Below are 13052 nucleotides of genomic sequence, written 5' to 3'. Positions count from 1 at the left end.
GCGTAACGCCGCCATCCGGCGCTTAACGGTAATTACTTCGAAATACGCTTGTACTTAATACGCTTCGGCTCCAGCGCATCTGCGCCCAGCGTGCGTTTCTTGTACTCTTCGTATTCGGTAAAGTTACCTTCGAAGAACTCAACCTTACCTTCATCCTGGTAATCCAGAATGTGGGTCGCGATACGGTCGAGGAACCAACGGTCGTGCGAGATGACCATCGCGCAGCCCGGGAACTCCAGCAGGGCGTTTTCCAGCGCGCGAAGGGTTTCGATATCCAGGTCGTTGGTTGGTTCATCAAGCAGCAGCATGTTGCCGCCAACCTGCAGCAGCTTCGCCAGGTGCAGACGACCGCGCTCACCGCCGGAGAGTTCGCCTACGCGTTTACCCTGATCAACACCTTTAAAGTTGAAGCGGCCTACGTAGGCGCGGCTTGGCATCTCGGTGTTGCCGATCTTCATGATATCCAGCCCGCCGGAAACTTCTTCCCACACGGTTTTGCTGTTGTCCATGGCGTCACGGAACTGGTCAACGGAAGCCAGCTTGACGGTTTCACCGAGTGTGATGGTGCCGCTGTCTGGCTGTTCCTGACCGGACATCATACGGAACAGGGTAGATTTACCCGCGCCGTTCGGACCGATGATGCCGACGATGGCGCCTTTCGGTACGGAGAAGCTCAGGTCGTCAATCAGAACGCGATCGCCGTAGGATTTACGCAGATTGGTGACTTCAACGACTTTATCACCCAGACGTGCTCCAGGTGGGATAAACAGTTCGTTGGTTTCGTTACGCTTCTGGTATTCGGTGTTGTTCAGCTCTTCAAAACGTGCCAGACGGGCTTTACCCTTAGACTGACGGCCTTTAGCGCCCTGACGCACCCACTCCAGCTCTTTCTCAATGGATTTACGGCGAGCCGCTTCCTGAGACGCTTCCTGCGCCAGACGCTGATCTTTCTGCTCCAGCCAGGAGGAGTAGTTGCCTTCCCATGGAATACCTTCACCGCGGTCAAGCTCCAGAATCCAGCCCGCAACGTTGTCGAGGAAGTAACGGTCGTGGGTAATCGCCACCACGGTGCCTTCGAAGTCGTGCAGGAAGCGTTCCAGCCACGCAACGGATTCGGCGTCCAGGTGGTTAGTCGGTTCGTCGAGCAGCAGCATGTCTGGTTTTTCCAGCAGCAGGCGGCACAGCGCGACGCGGCGGCGTTCACCACCGGAGAGGTTCTCAATTTTAGCGTCCCAGTCCGGCAGACGCAGGGCGTCAGCGGCACGCTCAAGCTGCACGTTCAGGTTATGACCGTCGTGCGCCTGAATGATCTCTTCAAACTTGCCCTGTTGCGCAGCGAGTTTATCGAAGTCGGCGTCCGGCTCGGCGTACTTTGCGTACACTTCATCCAGACCTTTCAGCGCGTTAACCACTTCGGCAACCGCTTCTTCCACGGATTCACGAACGGTATGTTCCGGGTTTAGTTTCGGTTCCTGCGGCAGGTAACCGATTTTAATGCCAGGCTGTGGGCGAGCTTCACCTTCGATATCGGTATCAATGCCGGCCATGATGCGCAGCAGGGTCGATTTACCCGCGCCGTTCAGACCAAGTACACCGATTTTGGCGCCAGGGAAGAAGCTCAGTGAGATGTTTTTAAGAATATGACGTTTCGGCGGAACGACTTTGCCGACACGATGCATGGTATAAACAAATTGGGCCACGTTGGACTCGCCTCTTTATTTATCCCGTCATACTTCAAGCCGCAGATGCGTTGGCTGTGAGTTACTCGGCTCATCCATGAGCCTCGCCCTTGCGGGCCGCTGCTCCGCAGCGTTCAAATCTGTTCCTGACAGATTTGTCGTTCCCCCCAGTCACGCACTATGTACGCTCAGGGGATTTACTCCCTCGCCGCCTTGCTGCAACTTGAATTATTTAGGGCTAATTATTGGTAAATAGTTATCAAAGGCGAAGTGTAGCCTTTTTCATTGCCCAATCCCAGCCAGCAGATCTCACTCGCAACAAAAGTAAAAAAGTGTCCGTGACGTGGCGCATTCTGCAATGTCTGGTTAGCATGAACTAATTAAGCGGCATGATGCTGCACAGACGTAACATGAGAAGAGGAAGAGCTTGTGGACAAAGCCAATCAATTTACCTGGCGCCTGCTGGCGGCCAGCGTATGTCTGCTGACGGTCAGTCAAGTGGCGCGAGCCGATTCCCTGGATGAGCAGCGCAGTCGCTATGCGCAAATTAAACAGGCCTGGGATAACCGACAGATGGATGTCGTAGAGCAGATGATGCCCGGCCTGAAGAATTATCCTCTGTATCCTTATCTGGAATATCGTCAGATTACTGACGATCTGATGAATCAGCCTACCATTACCGTTACCAATTTTGTGCGCGCCAACCCGACGCTGCCCCCCGCGCGTACTCTGCAATCACGTTTCGTGAATGAACTGGCGCGACGGGAGGACTGGCGTGGACTACTGGCGTTCAGCCCAGAAAAACCGGGTACCACGGAAGCGCAATGCAACTATTACTTTGCGAAATGGAGCACCGGGCAAACCGAAGAGGCCTGGCAGGGCGCGAAAGAACTGTGGTTGAGCGGGAAAAGCCAGCCGAACGCCTGTGACAAATTATTCGGCGTATGGCGCGCCTCAGGAACTCAGGATCCGCTGGCGTATCTGGAGCGTATTCGTCTGGCGATGAAAGCAGGGAATACCGGTCTGGTCACGGCGTTAGCTGGGCAAATGCCCGCGCAATACCAAACTATCGCTTCGGCGATCATCGCGCTGGCCAACGATCCGAATTCGGTGATGACCTTTGCACGCACCACTGGCGCGACGGATTTCACCCGACAGATGGCGGCGGTGGCTTTTTCCAGCGTGGCGCGTCAGGATGCGGAAAACGCCCGCCTGATGATCCCGTCTCTGGCGCAGGCGCAACAGCTGAATGACGAGCAAACCCAGGAGCTGCGCGACATCGTCGCCTGGCGTCTGATGGGTAATGACGTTACCGATGAGCAGGCCAAATGGCGCGATGACGCCATTATGCGCTCGAATTCCACCTCGCTTGTGGAGCGCCGTGTGCGCATGGCGCTGGGAACCGGCGATCGTCGTGGTCTGAATACCTGGCTGGCGCGTCTGCCAATGGAAGCAAAAGAGAAAGATGAGTGGCGTTACTGGCAGGCGGATCTGCTGCTTGAGCGCGGGCGCGAGGCGGAAGCCAAAGAGATCCTGCACCAGCTCATGCAGCAGCGCGGTTTCTATCCGATGGTGGCGGCACAGCGTCTGGGTGAAGAGTACGAGCTGAAAGTGGATAAAGCCCCGGCAAACGTTGACTCTGCGCTGACTCAGGGACCGGAAATGGCACGTGTGCGCGAGCTAATGTACTGGAACCTGGACAATACCGCGCGCAGTGAATGGGCGAATCTGGTCACCAGTCGCACGAAGTCTGAGCAGGCTCAACTGGCGCGTTATGCGTTCAACAATCACTGGTGGGATCTGAGCGTACAAGCGACGATCGCCGGTAAGCTGTGGGATCATCTGGAAGAGCGTTTCCCACTGGCCTACAAGGATCTGTTTACACGCTACACCAGCGGTAAGGATATTCCGCCAAGCTATGCGATGGCGATAGCGCGTCAGGAAAGCGCCTGGAACCCGAAAGTAAAATCGCCGGTTGGTGCCAGCGGGCTGATGCAGATTATGCCGGGCACGGCGACGCATACGGTGAAAATGTTCTCGATTCCAGGTTACAGCAGCCCGAGCCAACTACTGGATCCTGATACCAACATCAACATTGGTACCAGCTATTTACAGTATGTCTATCAGCAATTCGGTAATAACCGCATTTTCGCGTCGGCGGCCTATAACGCCGGACCGGGGCGCGTTCGCACCTGGCTTGGCAATAGCGCGGGTCGTATCGATGCTGTCGCGTTTGTCGAAAGCATTCCATTCTCTGAGACGCGTGGCTACGTGAAGAACGTGCTGGCTTACGATGCGTACTATCGCTATTTCCTCGGTGACAAACCGGAGTTGATGAGCGACGCAGAATGGCAACGTCGTTACTGATCGTGTCGGTTGTGTTATGCTATCGTACTCGTTAAAGAGTACAAAAGGGGGAGGCAAGCACGCTTCCCCCGCAACGATGGCGATAACTTATGACTCAGCAATCACCCTATTCGGCAGAGATGGCAGAACAGCGTCACCAGGAGTGGTTACGTTTTGTCGATCTGCTTAAACACGCCTATGAACAAGACTTACACCTGCCCCTGCTCAATTTGATGTTAACGCCGGATGAGCGCGAAGCGCTGGGCACGCGCGTGCGTATCATTGAAGAGCTGCTGCGCGGCGAGATGAGTCAGCGCGAGCTTAAAAACGAGCTCGGGGCGGGGATCGCCACCATTACTCGGGGGTCGAACAGCCTCAAATCTGCACCGGTGGATCTGCGTCATTGGCTGGAGCAGGTGCTGCTAAAAAATGCCTGATGGCACTTCGCTTATCAGGCCTAAGGATGTGGCGCGGTTGTGGCCGGATAAGGCGAAGCCGCCATCCGGCACAACGCTATAAATACACTGCGTTATGAAATGGGCTGAGCGCCAGAATCACCGCCTGGTGGTATACGCTTGAGCGCGTCAGCTTGCCCGCGGTAAAGACGCCGATTGCGCCCTCTTTACGGCCAATCTCATCAATACCCGTGTAGTCCGACATCACCGGACCGAGCGCTTCGCCCTGACGGACTCTGTCGAGAATGACAGCTGGCAATGGCAGCGTGGCTGAACGGGCTTCGCCGCGCTGGACGCCATTATCAATCACTACCCAACTGAAGGTCGCATCGTCGTCAATTCCCGCTTCAATAGCGACCCAGAAATCAGCCTGCGGGTGCAGACGGCGCGCATTATCAACGCGATTTCGTGCGCCAGTGCGCGTTTCCTGGTTTCCGAAAGGTTGTTCCGGCACGCCACTCTCGACGGCGACGGGTTCAATATGGCAGGATCCTTCCCCGAAAATCTCTTCAAATGCCCGCAGAATTGCCTGAATTTTGGCAGGATTGGTGGTCGCAGAGATAACCTTGTGCATAATTAAGCTCAGTTTGAAAATTCATCGCATCGCAGTATAACGGAAAAAAAGCATGTTACAGGTATACCTTGTTCGCCATGGCGAAACGCAGTGGAACGCCGAGCGACGTATTCAAGGCCAGTCAGACAGCCCACTGACCGCTAAAGGTGAACAGCAAGCCATGCAGGTGGGCGAACGCGCCCGCACGTTTGGTATTACGCATGTCATCAGTAGCGATTTAGGTCGTACACGACGCACCGCAGAAATCATCGCCCAGGCCTGTGGCTGTGATATCACCTATGACTCACGTTTGCGCGAGCTGAATATGGGCGTGCTGGAGCAACGCCATATCGATACGCTGACGTCGGAAGAAGAGGGCTGGCGTCGCCAGTTGGTGAACGGTACGGTGGAGGGGCGTATTCCGGAAGGGGAATCGATGCAGGAACTGAGCGATCGCGTCCACGCGGCGCTGGCATCCTGTCTGGAGTTGCCGCCGGGGAGTCGTCCGCTGCTGGTCAGTCACGGTATTGCACTGGGTTGCCTGGTGAGTACGATTCTGGGATTACCGGCATGGGCTGAACGTCGCCTGCGTTTGCGCAACTGTTCTATTTCTCGCGTCGATTACCAGGAAAGTTTGTGGCTTGCGCCGGGATGGGTAGTTGAAACGGCAGGGGACATCTCACATCTGGACGCCCCTGCGTTAGACGAACTGCAGCGCTAGCGGCGAATCGGAATCAGGAATTCGCAGCGCAGGTTGATCGGGCGATCTCCCGCTTTGGCATCTTCTGCCGGGTAGTATCGCTCGATATCCTGCCCTTTACGGCGCGTCAGGTTCAGCATTGGCATGCATGTGCCGTAAACCGTCAGGATAAACTCCTGTACACCGGTCCCCAGCCCTTCATAGGTAAACATCACATACTCGCCGCCCTGTAGCAGGATAGGCTGTGCCGACGGCACATAACCATTGGCCTGTTCCGGCGTCAGTGCTGTGGTGTAAAACACTTCCTGCTCGTCATCTTTTTCAATGCTCGGACGCGTTTCGTTCAGCCCGTACAGCACCGGTGGGATCGCAGGAGCCTGGCTAAGGAAGTCGCGCCAGAACTGAATTCGCATTTCATGACGGAAATCTGAAATCTGCTCCAGCGAGCAGGAATAGCTTTGCGTGGTGCCAAGCAGTTGCGTATCTTCCAGCGTGACAAACTCGTGCGCAGGCATGGCAAATTCACCCAGTCGCATAGGCGGGCGAATACCAAACGCGCTCCATTCCGGCGAACGGCGATACAGCGCAGGCGTCTGGGAAAACTGTTTCTTGAACGCGCGGGTAAAGGTTTGTTGAGAGTCAAAGCGATATTGCAGCGCAATATCCAGAATTGGGCGTGCAGTCAGGCGCAGCGCCACTGCGGATTTCGATAAACGACGGGCGCGGATATAGGCGCCAATAGCATGGCCCGTCACGTCCTTAAACATTCTCTGCAGGTGCCACTTGGAATAGCCTGCTTTTGCCGCCACATTATCAAGCGACAAAGGCTGATCCAGATGACCTTCCAGCCAGATTAATAGGTCGCGAATAATGCCAGCCTGATCCATAAAATATCCTCATCCTTTCAACAACGAGTACCTGACGTCAGGTATGAGGATAATAGCATTTTTTGCTGTTTTAGCATTCAGTGTTTTTTTTGCTCATAAATGCTTTTTTCGATCATTCGAAAGCGTGATTATTGTAATCCTGTGATCTGTATACGTTTTATCTTAAAATGTCGAATAATTACACAGAGTAACTTTTAAAAATGGTAACAATATGAAATATAAGAGCTTAATCATTTCCTCAATTCTGCTGATGTTAGCACAGGTCGCCCATGCGGAGCAGATTGGATCTGTCGATACGGTGTTCAAAATGTTTGGGCCGGATCATAAAATTGTGGTCGAAGCGTTTGACGATCCAGATGTTACCAACGTGACCTGCTACGTGAGCCGGGCGAAGACCGGCGGCATCAAAGGTGGGCTGGGGCTGGCGGAAGATACCTCCGATGCCGCCATTTCCTGTCAGCAGGTGGGGCCGGTAGAACTGAGCGACAGAATCAAGAACGGCAAAGCGCAGGGCGAAGTGGTATTTAAAAAACGTACCTCGCTGGTGTTTAAATCCTTACAGGTCGTGCGTTTTTACGACGCGAAACGTAATGCACTGGCCTATCTGGCCTATTCAGATAAAGTGGTCGATGGATCGCCCAAAAATGCCATCAGTGCGGTGCCCATCATGCCGTGGCGGGAATAACAAGGAAGCAAAATGCAACAACCGTTGATCTGGTTGGTTGAGGATGAGCAGGGCATTGCCGATACGCTCATCTACATGCTGCAGCAGGAAGGTTTTAGCGTGGAAGCGTTTGAGCGCGGGTTACCTGCGCTGGAGAAATCTCGCCAGCGTTGTCCTGATGCGATCATTCTGGATGTCGGACTACCGGATATCAGCGGTTTTGAACTGTGTCGACGCCTGCTGGAGCGGCATCCAGCGTTGCCGATCCTGTTTCTGACCGCGCGTAGCGATGAGGTGGATCGCCTGCTGGGGCTGGAAATTGGCGCGGATGACTATGTTGCCAAGCCTTTCTCACCGCGCGAGGTGTGCGCCCGCGTGCGTACGCTGCTGCGGCGGGTGCAGAAATTCTCTGCTCCTTCATCGACGACGCGTTGCGGCGATTTTGAACTTAATGAGCTGGCCGCGCAGATTACCTGGTTCGGCAAGCCGTTAAACCTGACGCGCTATGAATTTCTGTTGCTGAAAACGTTGCTATTGTCGCCGGGGCGCATTTACTCACGCCAGCAGTTGATGGATTTAGTCTGGGCCGATGCACAGGACACCTTTGACAGAACGGTCGATACTCACATTAAAACGCTGCGCGCCAAGCTGCGGGCTATCAACCCTGAGCTTTCCCCCATCAATACGCATCGCGGTATGGGATATAGCCTGAGGAGCGTCTGATGCGCATTGGCATGCGTTTGTTGCTCGGCTATTTTCTGATTGTTGCCGTCGCCGCCTGGTTCGTTTTGTCGATCTTTGTACAGGAAATTAAACCAGGCGTCCGCCGGGCAACCGAAGGCACTTTGATTGATACCGCCACGCTGCTGGCCGCGCTGGCGCGCGATGACTTGCTCTCTGACTCTCCAGCCAACGGCAAGCTGGCGCAGGCATTTTCGCAACTGCATAACCGCCCATTCAGCGCCAATATCAGCGGCATTAACAAAGTCCGTAATGAATACCATGTCTACATGACGGACGCCCAGGGTAAGGTGTTGTTTGATTCCGCAAACCAGGCTGTCGGTCAGGACTATTCTCGCTGGAACGACGTGTGGTTAACCCTGCGTGGGCAATATGGCGCCCGCAGTACGCCGCAAAACCCGAACGATCCGGAAAGTTCAGTGATGTACGTGGCCGCGCCGATCGTAGACGGCGGACGTATTATCGGAGTGCTTAGCGTCGGTAAACCGAATGCGGCGATGGCGCCGGTGATTAAACGCAGTGAACGGCGGATGCTGTGGGCCAGCGCCGTATTGCTGGGCATTGCCTTAGTGATTGGCATCGGGATGGTATGGTGGATAAACCGCTCCATCGCCCGGCTGGCGCGCTATGCCGACTCCGTTACCGAGAATCGCCCCGTCCCACTGCCTGATTTAGGTAGCAGCGAGCTACGTAAACTGGCGCAGGCGCTGGAAAGTATGCGACTGAAGCTGGAGGGCAAAAACTACATTGAGCAGTATGTTTATGCGTTAACGCATGAACTGAAAAGTCCGCTGGCGGCCATTCGCGGCGCGGCTGAGATTTTGCGCGAAGGTCCGCCGCCGAACGTGGTTGCGCGCTTTACCGATAATATCCTGACGCAAAATGCGCGCATGCAGGCGCTGGTCGAAACCCTGTTACGCCAGGCGCGGCTGGAGAATCGACAGGACATTACGTTGACGCCAGTGGCGGTAGATGCGCTGTTTGCTCAGCTCAAAGAGGCGCGTAGCGTGCAACTGGCGGCAAAAAACATCACGCTTACCATTATGCCTTCATCGCTTAGCGTCGCCGCCGATCCTGCGTTACTGGAGCAGGCATTGGGGAATTTGCTCGACAACGCTATCGACTTCACGCCACAGGACGGGACGATTACGCTGAGCGCGCATCAGCAGGATGAACTGGTCACGTTGCAGATAATCGACAGCGGCAGCGGGATCCCCGACTTCGCGTTGCCGCGTATTTTTGAGCGTTTCTATTCGCTGCCCCGTGAAAATGGGCATAAGAGCAGCGGTTTAGGGCTGGCGTTTGTCAGTGAGGTTGCGCGACTGCACGAGGGGACGGTGACATTGTGCAACCGACCACAAGGCGGCACACAGGCCTCGTTTACGCTTCACGCTCACTTCACATAACTTCAAATTCTCCGCACATAGCTGTTCTACCTTGCTGATATTGCAAAGGAGAACGCTATGTTTAAATCACCCCTGTTTTGGAAAATAGTCACCTTAGGTGGCGCAATACTGCTGCTGTTAATTCCGCTGACGATGGTCAGGCAGATCATCGTGGAGCGATCGGATTACCGCGATGAAGTCGAAGATGCTATCCGACAGAGCACCAGCGGGCCGCAAAAGATGGTAGGACCGCTGATAGCCATTCCGCTAACGGAAATTTACACCTCACTGGAGGATGGCAAAGAAATCCAGCGTAAGCGTAGCTATATCCATTTCTGGCTGCCGGAGTCGTTGGTAGTTGAGGGGAATCAGAACGTTGAAGCACGTAAAATCGGTATTTATGAGGGCCAGGTCTGGCACAATGATGTTTCGGTGAAGGCTGAGTTTAACGCCGAACGGTTAAGTGATTTAAATCATCCAAATATCAGCATCGGCAAACCGTTTATTGTGGTTGGCGTGGGGGACGCGCGTGGGATTGGTGTGGTAAAAGCGCCGCAGGTCAATGGAACGTCGCTGGCCGTTGAGCCTGGGACGGGGCTGGATGGACGTGCGCAGGGGATCCACATTCCGCTACCCGATGCGAGCTGGGCTGAGCAAAATCTGAGCATGGCGTTGTCGCTTAATTTGAGCGGAACCGGCGATTTCTCCGTCGTTCCGGTTGGGCGTAACAGTGAAATGACCTTAACCAGCAACTGGCCGCATCCCAACTTTCTTGGGGACTTTCTCCCGGCTAAGCGCGAAATTAGCGAATCAGGATTCAAGGCTCAGTGGCAAAGCAGCTGGTTTGCGAACAACCTCGGCGAGCGCTTTAACGACGAAAAGATTGGTTGGCTGGGCATGCCAGCGTTTAGCGTCGCCGTCGCCACGCCTGCAGATCAGTATCAGTTAACGGACAGGGCAACAAAGTATGCCATCCTGCTGATTGTGCTGACCTTTATGTCTTTCTTCGTCCTTGAAAGTATGACCAATCTGCGCTTGCACCCGATGCAGTATCTGCTGGTGGGGCTATCGCTGGTAATGTTTTATCTGCTGCTGCTGGCACTGTCGGAACACATCGGTTTTACGGCGGCGTGGATAACGGCAAGTCTGGTGGGGGCGTTGATGAACGGTGTGTATCTGCAGGCGATATTGCAGGGCTGGCGGAACAGTATTTTGTTCACCGTGGCGCTGCTGGGGCTGGATGGTGTGATGTGGGTGCTGCTACGTTCACAGGATAGCTCTTTACTGCTGGGAACCGGCGTGCTGTTGTTCGCGCTGTGTGGGGTCATGTTCCTGACGCGTCATCTTGACTGGCACTCGCTGGCACAGCCAAAAACAAAGCCAAAATCTACAGAACTTCCAGAGCTTCAGCCTGCGCAGAGCGACGAATTTCGATTGTGGAAATAGAGCGGTAGGGAAATGAAAAACGGCGCATAAAGCGCCGTTTTTATACCAGTGAGGATTGAATTAATCCTGCAGGTCGCCGCAGAAACGGTAGCCTTCACCGTGAATGGTGGCGATGATTTCTGGCGTATCCGGCGTTGATTCGAAATGCTTACGAATGCGGCGGATCGTCACGTCAACGGTACGGTCATGAGGCTTCAGTTCGCGACCGGTCATTTTTTTCAACAGTTCTGCGCGAGACTGGATTTTGCCCGGATTCTCACAGAAGTGAAGCATGGCGCGGAATTCGCTGCGTGGCAGTTTATACTGCTCACCGTCAGGACCAATCAGAGAGCGGCTGTTGATGTCCAGCTCCCAGCCATTGAACTTGTAGCTTTCGACGCTACGGCGTTCTTCGCTGACAGTACCCAGGTTCATGGTACGGGACAGCAGATTACGAGCACGGATAGTCAGTTCGCGCGGGTTAAACGGCTTGGTGATGTAATCGTCTGCGCCGATTTCGAGGCCGAGAATTTTATCGACTTCGTTATCACGGCCCGTCAGGAACATCAGCGCAACGTTAGCTTGTTCGCGAAGTTCGCGCGCTAACAGCAGGCCATTTTTCCCAGGCAGATTGATATCCATAATCACAAGGTTGATATCATATTCAGAGAGAATCTGATGCATTTCCGCGCCATCTGTCGCTTCGAATACATCATAGCCTTCTGCTTCGAAAATGCTTTTCAACGTGTTGCGTGTTACTAACTCGTCTTCAACGATAAGAATGTGCGGGGTCTGCATGTTTGCTACCTAAATTGCCAACTAAATCGAAACAGGAAGTACAAAAGTCCCTGACCTGCCTGATGCATGCCGTAAATTAACATGATCGGCGTAACATGACTAAAGTACGTAATTGCGTTCTTGATGCACTTTCCATCAACGTCAACAACATCATTAGCTTGGTCGTGGGTAGTTTCCCTCTGGACCCGACAGTGTCAAAAACGGCTGTCATCCTAACCATTTTAACAGCAACATAACAGGCTAAGACATGCCGGACACCCAATAAAACTACGCTTCGTTGACATATATCAAGTTCAATTGTAGCACGTTAACAGTTTGATGAAATCAACGTATCCAAATGTTTGCTTTCATCACAAAATTGCAATATTACAACTAGTTGCACGAGCAAATTAATAAATGTAATGAATCCAACCGGTGCTATCCATTTTAAATTAAATTATCATGGATAAACAGAGGGATATGCAACTTTTGTTAACATAAAAAGCAATAGTACACCCGGGAAATAGTTTAGCATTTTTTAATGGATGCGAAATGCTTTTTCAGTGATTTCTGTTAAAAATATGTAAATTCGCACTGCGTAATATGTTGAAGCACGTCACATTTTTCCTTGCAGACTGGCCAAAAAGAGTATCGAAATGCGTTTAACAATTATTCTGGTTGCCCCCGCCAGAGCGGAAAATATTGGTGCGGCTGCCCGCGCTATGAAGACCATGGGGTTCACCCAATTACGCATCGTTGACAGCGAAGCCCACCTGGAACCCGCCACGCGATGGGTCGCGCATGGTTCTGGCGATATTATTGATAATATTAGTGTTTTTTCAACGTTGGCGGAGGCGCTGCATGACGTAGATTTTACCGTCGCGACCACTGCGCGTAGTCGGGCGAAGTTCCATTACTACGCTACGCCGGTCGAACTGGTTCCTCTGCTGCAGGAAAAATCAACGTGGATGGATCACGCCGCGCTGGTTTTTGGTCGTGAAGATTCAGGGCTGACCAACGAAGAATTGGCCCTGGCGGATGTACTCACCGGTGTACCTATGGTGGCTGACTATCCTTCACTCAATTTGGGGCAGGCGGTGATGGTGTATTGCTATCAATTAGCAGGTTTAATACAACAACCCGTCAAAAACATTGAGGTGACGGATGAGCTTCAGCTACAGGCATTGCGCGCGCGCGTTTTGCGTTTATTAGCCACGCTGAACGTTTCTGACGACATCAAGTTGACGGACTGGCTGCAACAGCGAATGGGTCTGTTAGGGCAGCGAGATACGGCAATGTTGCACCGTTTTTTACATGATATAGAAAAAAGCATCACGAAATAAAATATCGACCTGCATTTGTTGTGTGGTGTTTTGCTCTGGATTCAAGTAGGGGTGACATACTGTATTGGTCGAAACTAAAAGGGCAAGCAGTCGCTCG

At 53.3% G+C, this 13052-nt stretch carries 13 protein-coding genes; 9 read left to right on the top strand and 4 right to left on the bottom strand.

Annotated features, from left to right (window positions below):
* Nucleotides 1-32: 32 nt before the first annotated feature.
* Nucleotides 33-1700, bottom strand: a complete 1668-nt coding sequence (ettA, locus tag HVZ52_RS19575) for an energy-dependent translational throttle protein EttA (RefSeq protein ID WP_003019019.1) — start codon at nucleotides 1698-1700, stop codon at nucleotides 33-35.
* Between the two features lie 408 nt (nucleotides 1701-2108).
* Here ettA and sltY point away from each other — a divergent pair, with 408 nt between their 5' ends.
* Entirely contained in the window at nucleotides 2109-4046 is a 1938-nt protein-coding gene (sltY, locus tag HVZ52_RS19570) for a murein transglycosylase (RefSeq protein WP_047358370.1), read from the top strand.
* A gap of 89 nt (nucleotides 4047-4135) precedes the next feature.
* Nucleotides 4136-4462, top strand: coding sequence for a trp operon repressor (gene trpR, locus HVZ52_RS19565; protein ID WP_019078321.1), 327 nt, complete (start codon nucleotides 4136-4138; stop codon nucleotides 4460-4462).
* A 76-nt stretch (nucleotides 4463-4538) separates the two neighbouring features.
* Here the strand turns inward: trpR and yjjX are convergent, their stop codons facing one another.
* Nucleotides 4539-5054, bottom strand: coding sequence for an inosine/xanthosine triphosphatase (gene yjjX, locus HVZ52_RS19560; protein WP_016151618.1), 516 nt, complete (start codon nucleotides 5052-5054; stop codon nucleotides 4539-4541).
* 52 nt (nucleotides 5055-5106) lie between these two features.
* Here yjjX and gpmB point away from each other — a divergent pair, with 52 nt between their 5' ends.
* On the top strand, nucleotides 5107-5754 hold the full coding sequence (gene gpmB / locus HVZ52_RS19555; RefSeq protein ID WP_016151619.1) for a 2,3-diphosphoglycerate-dependent phosphoglycerate mutase GpmB: 648 nt from the start codon (nucleotides 5107-5109) through the stop codon (nucleotides 5752-5754).
* On the opposite strand, the gene robA is transcribed toward gpmB, so the two are convergent.
* The gene (gene robA, locus HVZ52_RS19550) at nucleotides 5751-6620 is read right to left on the bottom strand and encodes an MDR efflux pump AcrAB transcriptional activator RobA (protein ID WP_003837295.1); all 870 of its coding nucleotides are present in this window, start codon (nucleotides 6618-6620) and stop codon (nucleotides 5751-5753) included. The two genes, gpmB and robA, sit on opposite strands and share 4 nt — an antisense overlap.
* A gap of 211 nt (nucleotides 6621-6831) precedes the next feature.
* Here robA and creA point away from each other — a divergent pair, with 211 nt between their 5' ends.
* From creA to creD, 4 genes are read left to right on the top strand one after another with little or no spacing between them, the layout of a single operon-like run.
* Nucleotides 6832-7305, top strand: coding sequence for a protein CreA (gene creA, locus HVZ52_RS19545; protein WP_016151621.1), 474 nt, complete (start codon nucleotides 6832-6834; stop codon nucleotides 7303-7305).
* 12 nt (nucleotides 7306-7317) lie between these two features.
* The gene (gene creB / locus HVZ52_RS19540; RefSeq protein WP_016151622.1) at nucleotides 7318-8007 is read left to right on the top strand and encodes a two-component system response regulator CreB; all 690 of its coding nucleotides are present in this window, start codon (nucleotides 7318-7320) and stop codon (nucleotides 8005-8007) included.
* Nucleotides 8007-9431 (top strand): two-component system sensor histidine kinase CreC, encoded by a 1425-nt coding sequence (gene creC / locus HVZ52_RS19535; RefSeq protein ID WP_181598608.1) that lies wholly within the window; start codon nucleotides 8007-8009, stop codon nucleotides 9429-9431. Before creB ends, creC begins: the two co-directional genes overlap by 1 nt.
* Nucleotides 9432-9488: 57 nt before the next feature.
* Entirely contained in the window at nucleotides 9489-10856 is a 1368-nt protein-coding gene (creD, locus tag HVZ52_RS19530) for a cell envelope integrity protein CreD (protein ID WP_181598607.1), read from the top strand.
* Between the two features lie 60 nt (nucleotides 10857-10916).
* Here the strand turns inward: creD and arcA are convergent, their stop codons facing one another.
* Complete coding sequence (gene arcA, locus HVZ52_RS19525; protein WP_001194359.1) at nucleotides 10917-11633, bottom strand: two-component system response regulator ArcA; 717 nt, start codon at nucleotides 11631-11633, stop codon at nucleotides 10917-10919.
* 95 nt (nucleotides 11634-11728) lie between these two features.
* Between arcA and yjjY the strand changes: the two genes are divergently transcribed.
* Together yjjY and HVZ52_RS19515 are read left to right on the top strand one after the other, a co-directional pair.
* Entirely contained in the window at nucleotides 11729-11869 is a 141-nt protein-coding gene (gene yjjY / locus HVZ52_RS19520) for a protein YjjY (RefSeq protein ID WP_042998021.1), read from the top strand.
* Nucleotides 11870-12268: 399 nt separating this feature from the next.
* Nucleotides 12269-12955: a tRNA/rRNA methyltransferase gene (locus HVZ52_RS19515; protein ID WP_016155643.1), complete on the top strand. Its 687-nt coding sequence runs from the start codon at nucleotides 12269-12271 to the stop codon at nucleotides 12953-12955.
* The last annotated feature ends 97 nt before the right edge of the window (nucleotides 12956-13052 follow it).

It is taken from the genome of Citrobacter sp. RHB36-C18 (assembly GCF_013814485.1).
Lineage (GTDB): Bacteria > Pseudomonadota > Gammaproteobacteria > Enterobacterales > Enterobacteriaceae > Citrobacter > Citrobacter braakii.
Note: the sequence above shows the minus strand (reverse complement) of the source record. Positions and strands in the feature narration are given on the sequence as shown.

Excerpts from the sequence above, each read along its gene's own strand:
- creC (WP_181598608.1), top strand. The coding sequence starts at position 8,007 with ATGCGCATTGGCATGCGTTTGTTGCTCGGCTATTTTCTGATTGTTGCC.
- robA (WP_003837295.1), bottom strand. The coding sequence starts at position 6,620 with ATGGATCAGGCTGGCATTATTCGCGACCTATTAATCTGGCTGGAAGGT.
- arcA (WP_001194359.1), bottom strand. The coding sequence starts at position 11,633 with ATGCAGACCCCGCACATTCTTATCGTTGAAGACGAGTTAGTAACACGC.
- HVZ52_RS19515 (WP_016155643.1), top strand. The coding sequence starts at position 12,269 with ATGCGTTTAACAATTATTCTGGTTGCCCCCGCCAGAGCGGAAAATATT.
- creA (WP_016151621.1), top strand. The coding sequence starts at position 6,832 with ATGAAATATAAGAGCTTAATCATTTCCTCAATTCTGCTGATGTTAGCA.
- gpmB (WP_016151619.1), top strand. The coding sequence starts at position 5,107 with ATGTTACAGGTATACCTTGTTCGCCATGGCGAAACGCAGTGGAACGCC.
- yjjX (WP_016151618.1), bottom strand. The coding sequence starts at position 5,054 with ATGCACAAGGTTATCTCTGCGACCACCAATCCTGCCAAAATTCAGGCA.
- creD (WP_181598607.1), top strand. The coding sequence starts at position 9,489 with ATGTTTAAATCACCCCTGTTTTGGAAAATAGTCACCTTAGGTGGCGCA.
- yjjY (WP_042998021.1), top strand. The coding sequence starts at position 11,729 with ATGACTAAAGTACGTAATTGCGTTCTTGATGCACTTTCCATCAACGTC.
- trpR (WP_019078321.1), top strand. The coding sequence starts at position 4,136 with ATGACTCAGCAATCACCCTATTCGGCAGAGATGGCAGAACAGCGTCAC.
- creB (WP_016151622.1), top strand. The coding sequence starts at position 7,318 with ATGCAACAACCGTTGATCTGGTTGGTTGAGGATGAGCAGGGCATTGCC.